This is a genomic window from Ruegeria sp. YTSC192, assembly GCF_059609705.1.
This window is the reverse complement of record NZ_JBXWMG010000013.1, coordinates 111104-129240: the sequence shown is the minus strand read 5'-3', so window position 1 is coordinate 129240 and position 18137 is coordinate 111104. Positions and strand designations below refer to the sequence as shown.

The window sequence follows — 18137 nt, the reverse complement described above, 5'->3', positions numbered from 1 at the left end:
CGCGGGATGGAGCAGCCCGGTAGCTCGTCAGGCTCATAACCTGAAGGTCGTAGGTTCAAATCCTACTCCCGCAACCAAATTTAGAGCCAGATAACAAACTCTTAGCGCCCCAAGGGGCGCTTTTTGTGTTTGCGTTTTGGAGTGCGGTGCTACAGCAGCGCTACGCTACACAGCAAAGTACAGCACATTGGAAGAATCGAATCCAGCCGTCAGAGTCGCCGATTCTCTCCGCAGAGGAAAAACTAACCCGTAGTCACCGTCAGTACTGTCAGCCAAATTGAATAGCTTCAAACATGAAGGCTACCGAGACTACATTCCAACCGGCAAACGGTTACCCCTCAAGTGTCCCTATAGCTATCCCTCCTATAGGTACTGATGACGCTTTTGCGTCGCTCATCCTCCTCCGCTCAGTCTTCCAGCTTCTCCGTCCAATCAAGACAGGAAGGTAGTCGTCTTTCATGCCTTCAATGCAGCGCTTGTATGCGTGGGGTCAATGTCTACGAAAGCCAACAGCAAAACCAAAGACTTCACGGATCGTTTTATCCAGAGCATCAAGCCTACAGGCAAGCGGTTTCAATACACTGACGGAAAATGCCCGGGCCTGAAAGCTCGTGTATCAGCATCCGGGCGAATTACCTTTGCCGCCATGCTCCGCAACAAAGTCGGCAAATACACCACATACACTATTGGCACCTACCCAGAGATTTCGCTTAAGAACGCCCGTGCCACAGCCAACGAGCTTCGGAAGGAGGTGCAACTTCTGGGGCTGGAGAAGCCATCCGCCCCAACCGTTGCCAAGATTGATAAGGTCACCCTAAGGGAACTTCTCGACGAGGTGCAGCCTTACTTCGCCGCAAACAAGAAGAGCTGGCGACCCCGTTGCAATGGAAATTACAGGAAAACTCGGGCACTTCACGGAATCTGGCATCGACTACATCGTTGAGGAGGTAAAACCGGGACAGATTTGGGTGCACATGATGAGCTACTACGACGAAGTCGACGATGTGGCAGCCGTGCTTCCGAAAATCGAAAACGAAACAATGCTGGAACTCGTGCTGCGGTTTAGTGGCGACTACGACATGGCGCAAATGCCGCAAAGTATGATCGCATTGAGAGACTGCGTTCTTCACGGCGATGGATCGAACACCCGGCATTGATCGGCGAATGCCACGTATGCCGCAAGCCGTGCTACTGGGCTGCGAATAATGAAGGCCCCGAAAGGGGCCTCGCTTGATCCAAATTGCCTAATTGGCTTATGTGGGTTTTCTTTACGATGCTCTCGAGATTCTGAACTCAATGCAAAAACCGTTCAACCGACGACGCGGCAGGATTAGCAAGCGCCAGGGCAAAGAGTGATTTGAACATCACCTCTCGCAACAAGCTATTGTCGGTTCTTGCAAACTCAATTGACGTTTCGACTAAAGCAATTGCGGCAAACAAATCCCGCTCGTCGATGAGTTGGGCAAGCGCCAGCTTGAGTCCTTCAGATTCAGCATGCGTCAGTTTGATGAGGTGGCTCATTTTCGTTCCTTATGGATAAGATTTGTGTGAAACGCTACGGCTCATGCCGCCATCAAAAAATCAGACTCAATGATCTTGTTGAGATCCGACATACGCCAGCGCGACGAGTGGCCGAGCTTGATCGGCTTCCTGACATGTATGACATGACCGCAAGACAAGCGAAGAAAGAAATCCGCGTGAGACAGAACGGGACTCTCACAGGCTTCAACTTCTTCGGAAAAGACTTTCCAATTCGGCCACGCACCTTTTTCTATGACTGGCTATACATCAACACACTTCACAAGGATGAAGAGCTTTCAGCGAGCATGTGTCGGTTCGCCGGTTTTTCCGACATCGAGTTCAATCCGGACAAGTCAGTGAACTGCCAAGCCTTCTCAGCCGCACTCTACGTCTCTTTAGTTCGCTGCGGCATGGTCGACCAAGTGCTTGAGTCAGCGAATGCATTCAGAGAAATATTGACACCTTTCTACAAGCGCCGAGAGCTCAACAATCCATTGCAGAGATCGTTAATTTAGGGCCAAGGCAAGCAGACCCCTTAGCAACCTCCATCCCATCGGCAGCACCACCCTTTACTACAGGATTCAAACTCAATGCCCAGAATACGACGGACTGGGAGCTTCATACGACGCTGTGTGCCAACAACGACCACAAAATTGATTTTGCACATTGGGTCGCTGCTCGGAACCCTGCTGAATTGCTGGATGGTCTCAGCTTCCTTGCGGACTTGCTGAGAGAGGAGCTCAACTGGATGGGCATTCAGTTTGTTCAGCCGGAAGCGGCTGAATAGGGTTTTGGACCCTTAAACGTTCAGGCCGAACAGCTAAAGGCCTGACGACCATACCGATCAGAACCATTTTCTATGCAAGCGAGTGGATAGATAGTAAAGTGTCTATCCGCAGTCCCGGCGCAGTCCCGGGCAACTAACCAATGAGGTGCAACAACGACTAACCCGTCAACACATTGCTTTTCTTAGGGAAAAGTGGTGCCCGGGGGCGGAATTTATAGGTCATTTTTTTGTTTAAATTCAAGCCGTTGCAAATCCTCCAAGTTTGCCATACGTCAGCCATACGTCTTTTTAGCCAATAATTTATCTTCGAGATATTGGGTGACGTATGGACTTTCAGGCCAATTGATCCGCGAGCGAGCTAACTTTTCCTCGTGCGACATCTTTCTTGTAACTACGCAAAATTTTCGCACGGAGCTCTCTTATCTTGGTTGGGCTCTTTAGGTCACCTTTGTAGTCAAAAGTATCACCCATTTCTGCTACCTCGTAATTTAGATCAACGATCAACGAACCCAGAAGTTCGCGAAGCGAGGAAACAAAAGTCTCGATCTTCCCTTCATCAAACACTTTCTTTGGATCCTTTGAGTATTCTGATGCCACCTCATCGTCTGAGATAAGTTCACTCAACAAGGAGAGAAGGAAGAAACGCGTCAGCCCATATTTTGACAAGGGCTTGTACTCAATCTCTTGCATCGCGTCCTGAATGCAGGCCATCACCCTGACCAAGAAAATCACACGCCATGCGTTTACGGCCGGACGAGCAAATATCTCGGCGTATTTGTCGTCAAACAGTTTATAGACTTGATGGCAGCTTTCTGGCTCCATCAGGTCATATGCCAAGAGAAGTCGCCCTGCCTCTTCGTTTGTAACGAGGATCGTGTCCGCTCTAGGTTCCTGGCCTCTTTTGATTTCCAGATCATACTCGCCATCGAGAGCAGTCTCGAATTCTTTTCGTAGCCGCAGCTGGACGTCGTTGGTTGCTTTTAAGTCTCTGGGTTTGATTGCATTCTGATTATTGCTGTTGATCGTAATGCTTCGGCTCAAGGAAGCATCGTCAAGTTGGATCACTTTCGCGATCACTCTTAAATCCTCAGAAAGACTAGCTTCGGCTTTTTTGAATGTTGATATGCTTTGTGCGCCGTTAACCACGACGTAGTTCTTTATATGAAGTTTACCTTCTTCAACATGCGCGTCTGAGCAAAGTATAGTCACACCGTTGTGGTACAAAGGGAAGTTCAAGTGCTCCGTTTGGTCGGCGACACTTTCCTTTAACGCCTTATTGACCTTTGTGTTGCCAAGAGACTGGCGGACATTTTGAGAGAAAAGTGTCCCATCATTGATTCCCTCAAGCTTAACCAATTCCAGCGCTTGGACGGGTAGCAGATATGACGTCGCGTTCGCGCCAGCTTGTATCTTCATTGGCTCGACGTACGTAGCATCGAAGGCAAATTCCCCTTCGACCCCACCATCACTTTCAACATCTATAAACTCAGAGGCAATTCGGCTTCTATCGTACACCCTCAATGACGCGTGTTGGTTCAAGAACTCCTGGCCGTTAGCATCTAACGGTTGGTTAGAAACAAAGAGACCAACAACACTGTAACCTTTCTCAACAAGACCTTTCACGTTGTTGCGAGTTAAAACATTCTTCAGCTCCTGGTTTCCGCCGCCATCAACTAGAGCTTGGACTGTTTCGGGGCTTTCGAACTGCGATAGTGTTCCTGCCAACTCGCGAAGGGCATTGTCGCCGACAGACGTTTCCTTCTGACGAATCTTGCCTTGCAGAACTAGAATTTCTTCCTGGGTGTGGTCGACGTATATGCCATCTACGCCACGATCATTCGGTCTATCGCAAATCGCATCGTCAGCGTCGACACTTTCCAGGCGAAAGATATTTTCGAGAAACCAGTTCAAAAACGAAATTGCTTCAGTACGACCTTTTTCCTCGTAAGGAGCTAGCATCCCTTTCAGGTTAGCGTAGACCAACTCGTCTTCAGTCATTCAAAATGCTCCTCTTAAATTAGTGACTACAACAATCGCTATCACGGCAGTTACCACAACCCTAGATCGCGCAGAGGGGCTCAGACTGCAACCCAAAACGGCATCAAAGATGCGCGCGGGATTGGAAATTTTTGATCAAGTATTTTAATGGGTTATGGCTTCAAAAGTGAGCCATACGTCTTTTTTCAGCTCCAAATCACTGGACCCCAGTTAACTCATTGATATTGGGACATTAATCGAGTTGAGCCATACGTCACCCATACGTCTTTTTTAAAGACGAATAAATCATCTAACCTATTGATTTTAAACAATAATATTGTGATTTGTGGTGCCCGGGGGCGGAATCGAACCACCGACACGAGGATTTTCAATCATTCTGCGCTCTACCCTGGCCGCTATCGGATGGCATGAGATGAGACGGGATGAGACAGCCTAACGCCTGAAATCACAGGGAAAATCAGGGGCACACCTGCGACATACTGCCGCACCAGTTGTCTCAGGTTGTCTCACCCGATTTCAGGCAATCCAACAGGTTTTGCAGTCCCGTGTAGTCCCGGTTCGTAAATCAGGGACCCGGCCAATTTGCACCTCGCTAACAACGCGAGGTTCAACATGAATAGCAAACAAACGCTCACAGACAAGCTCATCCAGAGCATCAAGACTGATCTACCCCGCATCCAGATTACTGATGCCAAGACAACTGGCCTCAAGCTGCGGGTTTCACGCAGCGGGCACAAATCTTTCGCCCTGATGATGCGCAATAAGGCTGGGAAAAACACGACCACTACACTTGGGACATATCCCGAGCTGTCCCTCAAGAAAGCGCGGGAAATTGCATGCCAGTATCGTGTGGACCTGAAGATCAACGGCATGGCAAAGCCCGTTGTGCCAGAAATTGCCGGGATCCAGGAAATCACCCTCAGAGAACTTCTGGACGAGGTGCAGCCAGTATTTGCCAAGACGAAGAAGAGCTGGCGGCCAAGGGGCGGTGCCGAATCCTGCGCTTATACACGAAACACGATTGAACGGGTCTTTGCGCCATTGCTGGACAAGCCTGTTGAAGCGTTGACCGCTGAAGAAATCGCCCTGGTGGCCAATGCATACAAGCCAGTTCGCCCTGTGAGAGGAAAGACCACAGCGAATGGCCAAGTGTCTCGCGCTCTGTCTTACCTTTCTCCAGTGCTCGACTGGGCCGCGCACCGGGGCCGCAAATTTGGTAAGATCGGTGCGGGCCGTCCCAGTCGCCTCGATGTGCCAGAACTTCGCCGCATTCATGATCCCGCGAGCGACGATCCGACCATCAAGGGGAAGCGTGAACGCGTGCTGACAGCCGAAGAGATCGCGGCGGTTGTGCCTTTGCTGCAATACCCTGCGCCGGACACAATTCGCCGCCGGAACATGCTGCCGAAGAACGACTACGGCCCCGCTGCCATGCGATTTCTTCTGCTAACCTTGGCGCGGCGCGAAGAAGTTGCAAACGCCCGTTGGCGAGATATCGATTTCCTTAATGGCGTTTGGACAAAGCCGGAGGTGAAAGACACCAAAGGTGAAGGCCGCAGCCAGCGCCTGCCGCTGTCGCAGGCCGCTTTGGACCTACTCAAGACGCTTCCCGGCCACTCAAAGGGCGATGATGAGGCGTTCGTGTTCCCGAACCGCGATGGCGGCAAGATCGACAATTGGAACCGAATTGCCGAGCATATCCAGAAGGGTAGCAAGACCAGCGACTGGACACGCCATGACCTGCGCCGCACTGGAGCCACTCTGTTGGAAGAGTTGCAGGTGCCCATCCAAACCATCGAAGCAATCCTGGATCACACCAACCGCTTTGCCAATGCAGAGGTCAGCGGCAGCGCCGGGCACTACCTTGTCGCTACTCGGATCATGAATGAGACCGAAGACCCAAAGGTCATTGCACTGACCAAATTGAGCACAGCTTTGGACCACATCGTTGCGACGGTGAAACCCAGGAAACCGGCGTAGGACATTCGGACGGACGGACGCCCCCTAAAGGGGGAGCGTCCGTCCGTCCGAAAAAATGTTCACTTTTTGTTTCCAGTCCGGATCGAACGACCACACATCCTGTTCGGTGCCCATAACACCATCAAAACATTCACAGATACAGGTAAAATATGACTGCCAACACTGATCTCCAAACCTCCGCTGCGTCGCCTCAGCCGCCGCAAATTTTGGGCTGCAATACAATTTCAGCCAACCAGCACGAGCCTGACCCCGATCCCGATTATATTGTCCAGCACCTGCTGTTTCCCGGCCAAGTATCAATGTTTGCCGGCCCGTCGAACCTCGGCAAATCTGCTATCATCGCAAGCGTCTGTGCCCATGTCGCCATGGGGCGTGATTTCTGCGGTTTGCCCGTCTGCCGCAGCGGGATCTTATACATCGCTGCCGAGGCTCCAAAGGGGGTTCTGAACCGCGCCTATCCCTACCTCAGTCAGCAGGCGGCACAGACAGCGCCTTTTGAGGTATTTGACAAACCGGTTGACCTGACCAACCAGCAAGTAGTTGCCCAGTTAGCCAAAGATGCGCTGGCATTCCGTGCTTATCACAGATGCAAAGATCTGCTGATCGTCTTTGATACTCTCAACATCTGCATGCCTGATGGCGATGAGAATTCTTCACGAGACACCGGAAGAGTTCTGGCCAATGCCCAGCAGCTCGCACAAACAACGAATGCGCATGTCCTGATCGTGCATCACACCGGCGCATCTGAAACTTCCAGGCCGCGCGGTTCCACGACTTTGACAGCGAATGTCGATACCGGCATGACACTGCACAAAGCAGATGCATCGCAGCCCGATGGCACTGTGTTTATCAATGTCCACAAACAACGCGAAGATAGCAAGGCTGCCCCGCTGGCGTTTCAGATTCGGGGCTTTGAGGTTGGCAAAAACCGCCACGGTGAGACTACCACGGTCCCTTGGGCTGTTCCCTTTGAGGCCAATAGCTCGCTAATCGAGGAGACGCCCCGCAAAGCGGCCACAGCCGGGAAAGAGCCGGTTTCGGCTCAGCGTGCCAAGGATCTGTTCCGCGTGCTCTCAGAGCTGCGCAAGCAGGATGCTGGCAAGTGGCACAAGCCCAAGGCCCTGGGCCAAATGTCGGGCGAGCCATTCAACGGAATTCGCGGCAATGCCGACACGATGCGAAAAAAGGTTCGTGAAGCGCTCGATGCGCTTCTGGCAGAGGGCAAAATCGAAGAGTGCAAGGAAGGGGTGCGCCTGTGCGTTGCTGGCGAAAACCAAGCTGAGGCGACACCACAGCGCGCTCTTCACTGACATCGTGTTCGCCCATGGTAGCCGGGTATTGTCCCGGCAGTGCCCGCCCCCGCTTTCGGGGGCGTTTTCTGTTCGGCATGTTGAATGCGATCCGCGAACAGATCGACAATCTCATTCCCGATCGAATCCATGGCGACGGGCGACAGTGCGCCAAGGTTGAAATCCATTAGCCGGTGTCTGCGGCAATAGATGGCAAGCATCTTCAACAGTTGCCCCGTCTGCTTCCGCTTGTCTGCCAGGAGGTCCAGTTTTTCCGATTGCATGGTCCGTTTCCTATTTCCAGTCCGAGGAGGAGATAGGGAGGGCGCACAACGGATAAAAACATGGTTTTTATCCACGCCACCCTCACGGAATAGATGGCACTGTTTTCATTTAGGCATTCGGTAAAAACATTTTCAGAGAAGCGCACGGATGAAACCCGTGCGGCGAAGGCGGGCCAAACGGCGGCTCATCTGCGCTATATCACACGGCCACAAGCAGCCCGCGTGGTGATCCACGAACGGCTTGCGGGCAGCACCAGGCGCAAGACCGCCGTTCTGGCTGAACAAGAGGCTCAGAAGCGCAAAGGACGTGTCTGTGAGCGGTTTGTAATTGCCCTTCCGGTGGAGGCTTCAGCGAGGGAGAGAGAGGCCCTGACCTGTGCTTTTGCCGAACGGCTGACCCAGGGTGTTGCCGGATATGTTGCAGCTATCCACGATCAGCATGGCAATGACATCAGGAACCCGCACGCTCATTTCGTGTTCTTCGATGTGCAGCAGAAAACTGGCGGGCGCGGCAGACCCAAAAGCACGCTTGGCCTTGCCCGGAAGAATGCCATTCAGAGCGCGGCGAAGATGTGGGCTGAACTGCACAACGAAATGATGCGCGACTGGGGCTTTGGCCCGGAATCCGAGATCAGCCATCTGTCTTATGCAGACCGTGGCATCGACAGGATTCCTACAATTCACGAAGGCGCAAGCGCCCGGGCAACGGCCAAGGCCAAGAAGGCAAGCAAAAAGGAATGGAAGCGTATCGACCAAGGCCAAACCCGGGCCGAGGCAAACGCAATTATCCGGGAAATTAACCAACTGAAAGAGGATCAGGAAAATGCAGGAACCGTTCGACTGGGAACAGGCGATGGAAACAACAAGGCGCAGCGCAACGGCAGCGTCGCAGAACAGCGAGAACGCTGTAGCGGGAATATCAAAGCTGCTGCGGGAAATCGACCGCCATTCAAACGAGATCGCCAAGCTGACCAAGGCAATCGACCAAGTGGCGGCCACACAGGCCCAGCAAGACGCCCGCTTCAAGGCCAACCTCGATCACGCCCAGGGCGACAACCACCATTCCTGGCGGCTGCCCGCCTTGGGCTTGCTTGCCATCTTCGCCGTGGGCGTAGGATTCGGCGGATTTATCGTGAGTTGATCATGTTGCGCGACACTTTGAGGGCGCGGCTTTTGCCGAGTGAAGGGCAACGCCGCTTGCATCCTGACGCTCAAGAAGTGGGACTACAGCAGCCCCATACGATCCAAACGACAAAGCCCCGCCAAGGCGGGGCAGAGCGTGGGGCATAGAAAGCGAACCCTATAGATATCCTACTTGATCGCCCTCAATGAGGCAGGTCAGTTGATGACACAGCAGGTCTCGCATGTGCCTGGGAAAAAAGCGCTTGGAACATCAGCATGCGCATCCCGGCATTTTCGGTCTCCGCCAAATCCCTGGAGGTTTCGAGAAACGAGATAGCGGCATCCAGATCCCGTTCGTCGATGAGTTGAGCGAGAGCCAGCTTGATGCCTTCAGCTTCGGTGTGGGTCAGATTGATGGTAGGGTTCATGTTATTTCCTTGATGAAAAATGTTGTTTGTGCAGGGTGTTGCAGCTTACGCAGCCATTTGGGCGTCAGCGGCTACGATCCGGTTGAGGTCGGATACACGCCAGCGTGAAGAATGGCCTCGCTTGATCGGCTTGGGGAAATCACCGCGCTCAATGTCGCGGTAGATGCTGGCGCGCGAACGGGCCAGCGTTGCGCATACAGTTTTGATATCTACCAGTCGGTCTTTGATTGCGGCCTGATTGTCATGATGCATTTGGATACTCCATATTTTCAAAAGCCGAGAAATATTGGCGGTTTCAAAAATCGACTTATAGCGGCTGCGAAACTTTCTCGTATCTCACTGATTTTGAATGAAAGTATTTTCGCTCGCACCAGTGCCGTTGCCGCGATACAACTGGTGCAAAGCAGATTTTAGGCCCTTCGAGGCCGAGCAGGAAAGACCATCACCATGCCCACCTTGGACTGGATCGGCAAAAAGGCCGTCGTCAATCATCACCGCGAGGTGCCCTACAGACTTGTGCATTGCGATGGCGAGCGGTCGGCGGGTGATCCTGATGCCGGGAACCTGCTGGTGCAGGGCGACAACCTGGAAGCCTTGAAGGCGCTGTTGCCCTACTACGCGGGCAAGGTGAAATGCATCTATATCGACCCGCCTTATAACACCGGCAACGAGGGCTGGATCTACAACGACAATGTAGCCTCACCGGAGATCAAGGCTTGGCTTGGCAAGGTTGTGGGCAAAGAGGCCGAGGATCTATCGAGGCACGATAAATGGCTCTGCATGATGTATCCGCGACTGCGGCTGCTGCGTGAGTTCCTTCGAGAAGATGGAGCGATTTTCATCAGTATTGATGACAACGAAAACCATCACCTAAGAAACATGATGGATGAAGTCTTTGGACATAACAGGTTTATTGCCAACATCATGTGGCAGAAGAGGACTTCGCGCGAAAACCGTTCTGCGATTGGCGACTCCCATGACTTTGTCCTCGCTTACGCCAAGAAGAACATTGAAGCCTGGAAAGAGGTGAGAAACCTCTTGCCTCCAAATGACAAGGGTTTTGCAAACCCGGACAACGATCCCCGAGGGCCTTGGCGCTCTATTCCGTTTTCGGCGCAAGGTTTCCGAAAGGACCAAATGTATGAGATCACGACTCCGACAGGATCAGTGCTGCTGCCGCCTGACGGGAGGTGCTGGGGAGCAACCAGGCCTAAATTTGATCAATTTCTGGCGGACAATCGCGTCTACTTCCCGAACGGTGGGAATGGTCGCCCCAGGATCAAGCAGTTTCAGGGTGAAGAGAAGGGCTTAGTTCCGAACACTGTATGGCTCGCCGAAGAAGTGAGCGACAACGAGCGAGGAAAAAAAGAAGTCATTGAGATCTTGGGAGGGGAGGAAATTTTCGACACCCCCAAGCCGACTGGGCTGATAAATCGGATTCTGCAAATTTCAACAGACTCCCATGACCTCGTTATGGATTCATTTGCCGGTTCTGGAACAACTGGCCATGCGGTCCTCGATTTGAATAAACAGGATGGCGGCAATCGCAAATTCATATTGGTCGAGATGGATCAGAAGATCGCACCCCAGATCACTGCCGAGCGCCTTCGCCGTGTCATCAATGGCTATGACAAAGGTGGTGATCCGGAAAAGCCGGTTGAAGGTCTCGGTGGCGGTTTCCGCTACTGCCACCTTGGCACGCCGCTGTTCAACGAATTCGGTGATATCGACGAGGCTGTGATCTTCCCTGATCTGGCCGCACATGTGTTCTTTTCCGAAACTGGTGCTCCCCTGCCGAGGAAAGTGTATGGCTCCAGTTCCCTCATCGGACAACACAAGAACAAGATTGTCTATCTGCTGTTCTCACCCGCCGAACAAGGGTTCCCCCGCGAAGCCGCAGGGAATGTTCTAACCCCGGATGCCCTGGCTGAACTTCCAGGAATGCCAGCAGGATTCGACGGTGAGCGTGTCGTCTACGCCGAAGGTTGCACGGTGTCATCGGAGCGTTTGAAAGCCGAGGGTATCATCTTCAAGCAAATCCCCTATCAGATAGAGGGGGCGTGATATGGCTGCTGTGAACTTCTACCTGAAAGAATACCAGCAAGCTGCTCTGGATCGTTTTCGTAGTTACCTACGGGACAGCACCAATGACGGTTGCAATGTCGCCTTCTACAAGGCCACGAACCTGCCTTACCGCGATGCGCCGGTGATCGCCCAGGGCACGCCCTATGTCTGTCTGCGTGTGCCCACCGGGGGTGGCAAAACCATCATGGCGGCGCACTCTGTCGGCATCGCCGCCCAGGAATACTTGCAGGCCGCAAATCCGATGGTTCTTTGGCTTGTGCCCTCAACCCCGATCCTGGAACAGACGGTCGCGGCCTTGAAGAACCCCGAACACCCATATCGGGTGGCTTTGGCCAAGGACTTTGGCCGCAATGTCTCGATCTTGACCAAGGCCGAGGCTCTGGCCATGTCTCGGGCGGATGCCGAAGGTGGGGCATGCATCATCGTGTCAACGATTCAGTCTTTCCGCCGGGAAAAGCCCAACGGGGACGCGGACACTGAAGGCTTGAAGGTCTATCAGGATGCAGGCGCATTGATGGATCATTTTTCTGGCCTCACAGAGGCGCAGGAAGCTGGTTTGGAGAAGGTCGAAGGCACAAATCGCCCCATCGCTTCTCTGGCGAACCTGCTGCGCCTTCACCGGCCCATGGTGATCGTGGATGAAGCCCACAATGCCCGCACGGCCTTGTCTTTCGACACGCTCGCCCGGTTCAGTCCCTCGCTGATCCTCGAACTGACCGCGACGCCGCAAACTGACCACAATCCGGCAAGGGACAAGCACGCATCCAACATCCTCTATTCCGTCTCAGCCGCCGAGCTGAAGGCAGAGCAGATGATCAAGATGCCGATCAAGCTGACCACCGACCGGGACTGGCGGAAAACGATAGGCGCAGCGCTTGATTGTCAGGCAGCGCTGGAGGAAGCCGCCAAGGCAGAAGAAGCCCAGACGGGTGAATACATTCGCCCGCTGATCCTGTTTCAGGCTCAAAGCGCGAAGAAAGATGATCCGTCCCGTTTGACCTACGAGGTGATCGAAAAATTCCTGATCGAGGACAAGGGAATCCCGAAGGACCAGATTGCGGTGCATTCTGGCCCTCGCAAGGATTTGGATGAACACGACATTCCCGATCCGGAATGCCGGGTGCGATACATCATCACCGTGCAAAAACTGAAAGAGGGCTGGGATTGCCCCTTCGCTTACGTCCTGTGTTCAGTAGCCGAGCAGGTATCATCCACCGCAATTGAGCAAATCCTGGGCAGGGTTCTACGCATGCCCAAGGCCAGGCTCAAGAACCGCCCGGCACTCAACCAGGCCTACGCCTATGTTGCCTCTGCCAGTTTCGACAACACGGCCCAAATGCTCAAAGATGGCTTGGTGGAAGGTTCCGGCTTCAATAAGCTGGAAGCAGCCAATTTCATTGCCCCGCAAGGCGATATGGGATTTGAGGAGGCCGCGCATGAGTTCGAGCACAAGTCCGATCCTTTGCCGGAAGAAGACCTGCCGAGCGACACGGTGCAGGAGGCCATCGAGAAACTGCCCGCTTCGGTCAAGCAGCGGCTGACCTACGACACGGAAAGCCGGTCTTTGGGCTACAAAGGCCCGATGACCAAGGAAAGCCGGAACCTGATCCAACTTGCCTTCGCCAAGGCCCCGAAAGCGGCACCGGTGGTCGAACGCCTTTATGCAAAGTCCAACAATTTTCAGACTTCGGCGGCGGAAGACCAGGACAAACCTCCCTTCATCGTGCCTCTTCTGGGGTTCCGCAAGCAGGGAGAGTTGCAGCTATTCAGCAAGGAGCATTTTCTCGACCTGCCATGGCGACTCGACCAGTGCGACGCCTCTGACATCGCAAACCGCTTCAGGATCGTTGACGAAAGCCAGTCTGGCCAGATCGACATTTCTGAAGCCGGGAAAGTCGAGATCGACTTTGCTCGCCGTGTCCAGGGTGAACTTTCGGCAGTCATCCAGGAACCAGCTTGGACATTGCCAAGGCTGGCAAACTGGATCGACATGGGCATCAAACACCCGGATATCACCAAGCCGAGCGCGGTGGTGTTCATCAGGAATGCCCTGAACAAGCTCATCGAGGAAGGGTATGATTTGGATGTTCTGGCTCGCAACAAATACGACCTGCGCAAGGTCATGGCGGACCTCATTTCCGATCTGCGCGATAATCGGGAAAACGACAACTACGCTGCCCTCTTTGCCGCCCACGCTGATCAATTCGCCACCAGCGCCGAGCTGTCCATGATTTTTGATGAGCAGAGCTATGCCTTCAACCAGCCCTATGCCGGGGCCACCAAGTTCAACAAACACTATACCCCGTTGATTGGCGACCTGAAGGCTCAGGGCGAGGAGTTCGAGTGCGCGGTTCATCTGGACCGGATGGATGCCGTGAAATACTGGATCCGGAATGTCGATAGAAAGAAGTCGTCTTTCTGGCTTCAGATGCCACATGACAAATTCTATCCGGACTTCATGGCCATGCTTGAAGACGGGAGGATCTTGGCCGTCGAATACAAGGGCGGGCACCTTTATGAAGGAGAGCAAGCCAAGCGTCAGATTGGTGAAGCATGGGCCCAAGCCAGCAATGGGCAGTGCTTGTTCTGCATGCCGACTGAAAGAGGCTTCGACCTGATAGATCAGACGATTGCGTGAGAGTAGGGGCGGGAGTTTCCCGCCCACTATTTAATTCAACAATCCATCTTCCTTCAGGCGATCATACGCAACTCGAATTGCGTCCTCACCGAAGGTGTTTCTTTTGTTTTCGTTCCAGCTCATCATCTGCTCGATGATCTTCTCGACCGGGTAGTGCCCTTCATGATGAGCCAGCCAATGAACTGACGACAGCAACTCCAGCCCATAAGGGCTCTCGTAGCCTTGAATGAGCTTGGTCAAGCGACCGATGACATCCTCGCTATCAGGATCGGCTTCACTCAGGAATTCATCAGCGACAGCGCAGCCACTGGGCGTGACATGAGCTTGGCGGTCTCCTGTCAGAAATCCGCTGATCATCCCATGATTCTCGAAGGCAACAAAAGCCTTCTTCAAGTTCTCGGAGTAGGGCCCATAAAGATTCCGGGCGAACTTCAGATTGAAGTCAACACCCAGAGCTTGAAGGAAATACGCGACCTTCTGCAACGAAACTCTGTCGAACGAACCGTCGAAAAATCTCTCAAGGTCGCTCAAGCCCCTCAAGAGCATCGCTCGCGCATATGTCATCGGCAGGTTGGAATGGACATGCTCAGGTTGATCCAAGGAATCTCTTGGAGGGAAAATCACGATTTCAACATCATCCAGGCCCGAAAGCTTCGAAAGAATTAGCGGCTTCACATCGGCCCAGTCGAGACCACCATTGCCGCATCCGAGAGGAGGAATCGCAATGGACTTGATACTGTGTGCAGTTATTTCTTCACGAAGAGCATCCAAGCCATCTTCTACATAGGAGATTTTTGACTTCGAACGCCAATGTGCTTTGGTTGGAAAGTTGACAAGATATCGGGGGCCTTCCGATGGAAAGAGTTCCTTCGTGTCGAAGATGAACATTCGACCCGGTGTCAGCTCTTTGTTCTCGCAAAGCTTTCTGTAAGCCTTAAAGTTTGCTGGCCAGCGCTTTTTGAACTCCAGTGCGACGCCCTTCCCCATCACGCCAACACAATTCACAGTGTTGACCAAAGCCTCGACCGGCTCGGAGAACAAATCACCGCGTTTGAATGTAATGGTCATCGAACAAAGCACCCTGGTTTTTCCAAGACAGGGATTCCCCATCCGGAGGCGTCTACATGCGCCTGAATTGTCCTCTTCATGCCATCCGAAGGCACAACAATGCAAGCTACTTGCTGAAGCGACACCGCGTCCTTCACCAAGAACTCAGCCATGCGCTGCTGTTTGCGGAGCTGGTATTTCGCAGGTGGGAACTTGTTGAAAAAGAACTTGCAAACACCATCGTATCCAATCTCCGGAATCCCGGCGGTAAGCGGGTAGTCATCAAACACACTCCACTGGACATGCGTTTCTAACTGGCCAATGTCGGCGCTGAGCGTCGGCAGAGGTGCCATGGAATTCAGAGGATAGTCACTGAAACAATATGGGGCACCTGCAGCTGGAAACCCATCCGTGCGGCAAACTATAAAGGCTCTATCGTCCAACTTGGACATACCCAATTTGACACCATTTGGGTCGATTACTTCCACGCTTTCTCGATGGATGGAGCAAGTGAACGATGTCAAAGGGGAGAAATAGAAAGCGACATAGTCATTAACTACACCACCGTATGGCAATGTGAATGCACCAGTGCCACGCAATCCAACCAAGCCGGGTAGGCTTGTTTGGTGACACCTTTGCGGCGCCCCATGATTCTTGGATCTGATTTCTCCATCCGCCAGGAATGTCGGGATGTCCCTGTAGTCAACTTGGCGAAATGCAAAACGATCAGGCATGAAAATGACTCACTTGTTTCAATCACCGAGACAACACACTGTTTTTCAGCCACCTTCAACCCAGAGTAATGGTCGCTGGTGTCTTTCTCAGCCTCTTCGCAGACGATGGTCAGGCTGTTCTTCGAAACTGGACTTGGAATTACTCTGGCCCAAGCGAAGACTGTCAGTCTCGACCACCACACAATCCTGGAATAAGCTCTTTGCAGTCCCGGTGCAGTCCCGGGCAATCAACCGATGAGGTGCAATAACGGCCAAACTGCCAACGCACTGTTTTTTTTGATAAAAATGGTGCCCGGGGGCGGAATCGAACCACCGACACGAGGATTTTCAATCCACTGCTCTACCCCTGAGCTACCCGGGCACGGGAATGGCAACAGCCATTGGGTGGAGGCCTTCTATGACTTGCACTAAGCAGTGTCCAGAGGCTTTTTGACATTTTTTTAGTGCGGGCGGTGGGGGATGTCTTCGGGTTCGGAAATTGCGTCCTCGATATCGTCTTCGCGCTGCGAGGGCACGGCGTAAGAGCCGTTCAGCCACTTTGCCAGATCCAGATCCGCACAGCGTTTGGAGCAGAAGGGACGGTATTTGGAAGCCGTCTTTTCCTGACAGATCGGGCAGGTCATCCAAGCACCTCGCTCAGAGGGATACGCCCGCGTTTGCGTTGCAGCTCGAAATGGCCAAGCGGTGTCCACCCTGCGAGCGTTGTTTCGATCCCGTCCGCTTTGAACGCAGCGCGTAGGGCCTGTTCAAGACCGCGACGGTCTTTCTTTGGCATCGGGGCCATGTCAATGGTGATCTGCCCGCCCAGACCGCGCACCCTCAGGACGCGGGGCAGGGTCTTGGCGCAGGCGAAATTGGCCTTTGTTCCGGCTGCGAGCGAAGTGTCGGCTCCGGTGTTTACATCCACAGCGACAAGCGCACGGGTGGGTTCGATGTATAGATGTCCCCCGCCCGGCAGCGGCTCGGCAATGCCGCGGGCAATGTCCAGTGCGTCCAGAACGCCGTGATGTTCGAAGCCACCGGCCTCGGTCACGACATCTGCCGGGTCAGTCCAATCCCGCCAGGCCAGGATATGAGGGCCGTCGCCTTCGGCCAGAGTTTCAGGCTCGGTACCCGGATCGTTCAGGACCTGCTCGGCCTGCGTCAACATGGCGCCGATGTCCTCGGCGATGTCATCCGCATCCGCTCCAGCACAGCATGACCGCAGAATCAGGCCGTAGGCGCTGTTGCCCATGACCTCATGAGCGATTTCCAGCAGGCGGTCGCGCTCATCCTCGTCTTTGATGCTGCGCGAAATGTTCAGGCCCGGAGCCTCGGGCGTGACAATCGCATAGCGGCTTTTGAACAGAACGCGGTCGGTGACCGGAACGGCTTTGCCGGGTTCGGCAAAACCTGTCACCTGCACCAGCAGAAGCGCTCCGGGTGCGAGGCCCTTGACCTGACGCAGAAAGGCGGGTCCGTCCGGGGTGGTGAGGAACATGCCGCCCTGGCCTTTGACCGGGCGATCCGCGCGGGCGCGGTAGATCGTGCCGGGGGGCGGTGTGTCTCCGGCGATCAGAAAATCGTCAAGCTTGCCGTCAACCATCAGTGCGGCGGCTTCGCGGGTTTCGATATGGTCCAGAACGATTGTGCGGCCTTTCATGGCGCCTCTCTGTACAATGGGTAGCCGATTGCCTGCAAAAGTGCGGCGGTCTCGGACAGGGGCAGGCCCACGATGCCGGTGAACGATCCGGAAATCCAGGGAATGAATGCCCCGGCCGGACCTTGGATGGCATATCCACCCGCCTTGCCCTGCCAGTCATCTGTCGCAAGATAGGCGTTCACCTCGACATCCGACAAGCGTTTCATTTTGACCTGAGAGACCACGTCGCGCTGCAACACCCGATCTTCGCAGCGCACCGCGACCGAGGTCACGACCCGGTGCCGACGCCCGGACAGAGCGTGCAGAAACTCGGCCGCTTCGCCTACGTTTTCGGGTTTGCCCAGAATGCGACGCCCCAGCGCCACCGTAGTATCGGCACACAGGACGATATCCGCACGATCCGCCTGAACAGCCTGCGCTTTTTCGCGCGCAATACGGCTGCAATAGGGAACCGGAAGCTCGCCCTTCAAAGGCGTTTCGTCAATGTCAGGAGGGCGCACGGCATCGGGCTGCACGCCAAGCTGCGCCAGCAGGTCCAGCCGCCTTGGGCTGCCCGATCCGAGGATAAACGCCATAAGGTAG

Annotated in this window: 18 protein-coding genes, 2 tRNA genes and 1 pseudogene; 10 read left to right on the top strand and 11 right to left on the bottom strand. The window is 53.9% G+C overall.

The features are described from left to right. The 3 genes from AC2FD8_RS17510 (at position 1) to AC2FD8_RS17500 (ending at position 1157) form a co-directional block, all read left to right on the top strand. Positions 1 to 77 (top strand) — tRNA-Met (locus AC2FD8_RS17510). A 416-nt stretch (positions 78 to 493) separates the two neighbouring features. Next, positions 494 to 943: an Arm DNA-binding domain-containing protein gene (locus tag AC2FD8_RS17505; protein WP_496858241.1), complete on the top strand. Its 450-nt coding sequence runs from the start codon at positions 494 to 496 to the stop codon at positions 941 to 943. A gap of 34 nt (positions 944 to 977) precedes the next feature. Continuing rightward, positions 978 to 1157, top strand: a complete 180-nt coding sequence (locus tag AC2FD8_RS17500; protein ID WP_496858239.1) for a hypothetical protein — start codon at positions 978 to 980, stop codon at positions 1155 to 1157. A gap of 136 nt (positions 1158 to 1293) precedes the next feature. Here AC2FD8_RS17500 and AC2FD8_RS17495 read toward each other — a convergent pair whose 3' ends face one another. After that, complete coding sequence (locus AC2FD8_RS17495; protein WP_496858238.1) at positions 1294 to 1521, bottom strand: hypothetical protein; 228 nt, start codon at positions 1519 to 1521, stop codon at positions 1294 to 1296. Between the two features lie 107 nt (positions 1522 to 1628). Between AC2FD8_RS17495 and AC2FD8_RS17490 the strand changes: the two genes are divergently transcribed. Further along, positions 1629 to 2036 (top strand): DarT1-associated NADAR antitoxin family protein, encoded by a 408-nt coding sequence (locus AC2FD8_RS17490; RefSeq protein WP_496874324.1) that lies wholly within the window; start codon positions 1629 to 1631, stop codon positions 2034 to 2036. 605 nt (positions 2037 to 2641) lie between these two features. Here the strand turns inward: AC2FD8_RS17490 and AC2FD8_RS17485 are convergent. Continuing rightward, the gene (locus AC2FD8_RS17485) at positions 2642 to 4306 is read right to left on the bottom strand and encodes an AIPR family protein (RefSeq protein ID WP_496858234.1); all 1665 of its coding nucleotides are present in this window, start codon (positions 4304 to 4306) and stop codon (positions 2642 to 2644) included. 612 nt (positions 4307 to 4918) lie between these two features. On the opposite strand from AC2FD8_RS17485, the gene AC2FD8_RS17480 reads away from it, so the two are divergent. After that, positions 4919 to 6286: a tyrosine-type recombinase/integrase gene (locus AC2FD8_RS17480; protein WP_496858232.1), complete on the top strand. Its 1368-nt coding sequence runs from the start codon at positions 4919 to 4921 to the stop codon at positions 6284 to 6286. A gap of 149 nt (positions 6287 to 6435) precedes the next feature. Further along, positions 6436 to 7596, top strand: coding sequence for an AAA family ATPase (locus AC2FD8_RS17475; protein ID WP_496858230.1), 1161 nt, complete (start codon positions 6436 to 6438; stop codon positions 7594 to 7596). On the opposite strand, the gene AC2FD8_RS17470 is transcribed toward AC2FD8_RS17475, so the two are convergent. After that, the gene (locus AC2FD8_RS17470) at positions 7590 to 7859 is read right to left on the bottom strand and encodes a hypothetical protein (RefSeq protein WP_496858228.1); all 270 of its coding nucleotides are present in this window, start codon (positions 7857 to 7859) and stop codon (positions 7590 to 7592) included. The genes AC2FD8_RS17475 and AC2FD8_RS17470 overlap by 7 nt on opposite strands. A 93-nt stretch (positions 7860 to 7952) precedes the next feature. Here AC2FD8_RS17470 and AC2FD8_RS17465 point away from each other — a divergent pair. Together AC2FD8_RS17465 and AC2FD8_RS17460 are read left to right on the top strand one after the other, a co-directional pair. Beyond that, positions 7953 to 8510, top strand: a pseudogene (locus AC2FD8_RS17465) (MobA/MobL family protein); the annotation flags it as partial. Between the two features lie 172 nt (positions 8511 to 8682). Beyond that, positions 8683 to 9000: a hypothetical protein gene (locus AC2FD8_RS17460; RefSeq protein WP_496858226.1), complete on the top strand. Its 318-nt coding sequence runs from the start codon at positions 8683 to 8685 to the stop codon at positions 8998 to 9000. Positions 9001 to 9184: 184 nt separating this feature from the next. Here AC2FD8_RS17460 and AC2FD8_RS17455 read toward each other — a convergent pair whose 3' ends face one another. Beyond that, positions 9185 to 9409 carry a hypothetical protein gene (locus AC2FD8_RS17455; RefSeq protein WP_496858224.1) on the bottom strand — a complete coding sequence of 75 codons (225 nt, stop codon included), beginning with the start codon at positions 9407 to 9409 and terminating at the stop codon, positions 9185 to 9187. 45 nt (positions 9410 to 9454) lie between these two features. Then, positions 9455 to 9661, bottom strand: coding sequence for a helix-turn-helix transcriptional regulator (locus AC2FD8_RS17450; protein WP_496816503.1), 207 nt, complete (start codon positions 9659 to 9661; stop codon positions 9455 to 9457). Positions 9662 to 9856: 195 nt separating this feature from the next. Here AC2FD8_RS17450 and AC2FD8_RS17445 point away from each other — a divergent pair, with 195 nt between their 5' ends. Both AC2FD8_RS17445 and AC2FD8_RS17440 read left to right on the top strand, forming a co-directional pair. Further along, complete coding sequence (locus AC2FD8_RS17445; RefSeq protein WP_496858222.1) at positions 9857 to 11473, top strand: site-specific DNA-methyltransferase; 1617 nt, start codon at positions 9857 to 9859, stop codon at positions 11471 to 11473. Position 11474: 1 nt separating this feature from the next. Further along, positions 11475 to 14132 (top strand): DEAD/DEAH box helicase, encoded by a 2658-nt coding sequence (locus AC2FD8_RS17440; protein WP_424980642.1) that lies wholly within the window; start codon positions 11475 to 11477, stop codon positions 14130 to 14132. A 30-nt stretch (positions 14133 to 14162) separates the two neighbouring features. Here AC2FD8_RS17440 and darG read toward each other — a convergent pair whose 3' ends face one another. From darG to AC2FD8_RS17410, 6 genes are all read right to left on the bottom strand, one after another. Further along, the gene (gene darG, locus AC2FD8_RS17435) at positions 14163 to 15200 is read right to left on the bottom strand and encodes a type II toxin-antitoxin system antitoxin DNA ADP-ribosyl glycohydrolase DarG (protein ID WP_496858220.1); all 1038 of its coding nucleotides are present in this window, start codon (positions 15198 to 15200) and stop codon (positions 14163 to 14165) included. Then, positions 15197 to 15913 carry a DarT ssDNA thymidine ADP-ribosyltransferase family protein gene (locus AC2FD8_RS17430; protein WP_496858218.1) on the bottom strand — a complete coding sequence of 239 codons (717 nt, stop codon included), beginning with the start codon at positions 15911 to 15913 and terminating at the stop codon, positions 15197 to 15199. The genes darG and AC2FD8_RS17430 overlap by 4 nt, the downstream gene beginning before the upstream one ends. A gap of 286 nt (positions 15914 to 16199) precedes the next feature. Continuing rightward, a tRNA-Phe gene (locus AC2FD8_RS17425) sits at positions 16200 to 16274 on the bottom strand. A gap of 79 nt (positions 16275 to 16353) precedes the next feature. Next, the gene (locus tag AC2FD8_RS17420; protein WP_496858216.1) at positions 16354 to 16536 is read right to left on the bottom strand and encodes a DNA gyrase inhibitor YacG; all 183 of its coding nucleotides are present in this window, start codon (positions 16534 to 16536) and stop codon (positions 16354 to 16356) included. Further along, positions 16533 to 17555: a ribonuclease E/G gene (locus AC2FD8_RS17415; protein ID WP_496858214.1), complete on the bottom strand. Its 1023-nt coding sequence runs from the start codon at positions 17553 to 17555 to the stop codon at positions 16533 to 16535. The genes AC2FD8_RS17420 and AC2FD8_RS17415 overlap by 4 nt, the downstream gene beginning before the upstream one ends. Continuing rightward, complete coding sequence (locus AC2FD8_RS17410) at positions 17552 to 18130, bottom strand: Maf family protein (RefSeq protein WP_496858212.1); 579 nt, start codon at positions 18128 to 18130, stop codon at positions 17552 to 17554. The genes AC2FD8_RS17415 and AC2FD8_RS17410 overlap by 4 nt, the downstream gene beginning before the upstream one ends. Positions 18131 to 18137: the final 7 nt, after the last annotated feature.

Bases quoted from the DNA above. Each gene is read 5' to 3' on its own strand.
- AC2FD8_RS17505 (WP_496858241.1), top strand. From the start codon at position 494: ATGTCTACGAAAGCCAACAGCAAAACCAAAGACTTCACGGATCGTTTT.
- AC2FD8_RS17500 (WP_496858239.1), top strand. From the start codon at position 978: ATGAGCTACTACGACGAAGTCGACGATGTGGCAGCCGTGCTTCCGAAA.
- AC2FD8_RS17495 (WP_496858238.1), bottom strand. From the start codon at position 1,521: ATGAGCCACCTCATCAAACTGACGCATGCTGAATCTGAAGGACTCAAG.
- AC2FD8_RS17485 (WP_496858234.1), bottom strand. From the start codon at position 4,306: ATGACTGAAGACGAGTTGGTCTACGCTAACCTGAAAGGGATGCTAGCT.
- AC2FD8_RS17480 (WP_496858232.1), top strand. From the start codon at position 4,919: ATGAATAGCAAACAAACGCTCACAGACAAGCTCATCCAGAGCATCAAG.
- AC2FD8_RS17475 (WP_496858230.1), top strand. From the start codon at position 6,436: ATGACTGCCAACACTGATCTCCAAACCTCCGCTGCGTCGCCTCAGCCG.
- AC2FD8_RS17470 (WP_496858228.1), bottom strand. From the start codon at position 7,859: ATGCAATCGGAAAAACTGGACCTCCTGGCAGACAAGCGGAAGCAGACG.
- AC2FD8_RS17460 (WP_496858226.1), top strand. From the start codon at position 8,683: ATGCAGGAACCGTTCGACTGGGAACAGGCGATGGAAACAACAAGGCGC.
- AC2FD8_RS17455 (WP_496858224.1), bottom strand. From the start codon at position 9,409: ATGAACCCTACCATCAATCTGACCCACACCGAAGCTGAAGGCATCAAG.
- AC2FD8_RS17450 (WP_496816503.1), bottom strand. From the start codon at position 9,661: ATGCATCATGACAATCAGGCCGCAATCAAAGACCGACTGGTAGATATC.
- AC2FD8_RS17445 (WP_496858222.1), top strand. From the start codon at position 9,857: ATGCCCACCTTGGACTGGATCGGCAAAAAGGCCGTCGTCAATCATCAC.
- AC2FD8_RS17440 (WP_424980642.1), top strand. From the start codon at position 11,475: ATGGCTGCTGTGAACTTCTACCTGAAAGAATACCAGCAAGCTGCTCTG.
- darG (WP_496858220.1), bottom strand. From the start codon at position 15,200: ATGACCATTACATTCAAACGCGGTGATTTGTTCTCCGAGCCGGTCGAG.
- AC2FD8_RS17430 (WP_496858218.1), bottom strand. From the start codon at position 15,913: ATGCCTGATCGTTTTGCATTTCGCCAAGTTGACTACAGGGACATCCCG.
- AC2FD8_RS17420 (WP_496858216.1), bottom strand. From the start codon at position 16,536: ATGACCTGCCCGATCTGTCAGGAAAAGACGGCTTCCAAATACCGTCCC.
- AC2FD8_RS17415 (WP_496858214.1), bottom strand. From the start codon at position 17,555: ATGAAAGGCCGCACAATCGTTCTGGACCATATCGAAACCCGCGAAGCC.
- AC2FD8_RS17410 (WP_496858212.1), bottom strand. From the start codon at position 18,130: ATGGCGTTTATCCTCGGATCGGGCAGCCCAAGGCGGCTGGACCTGCTG.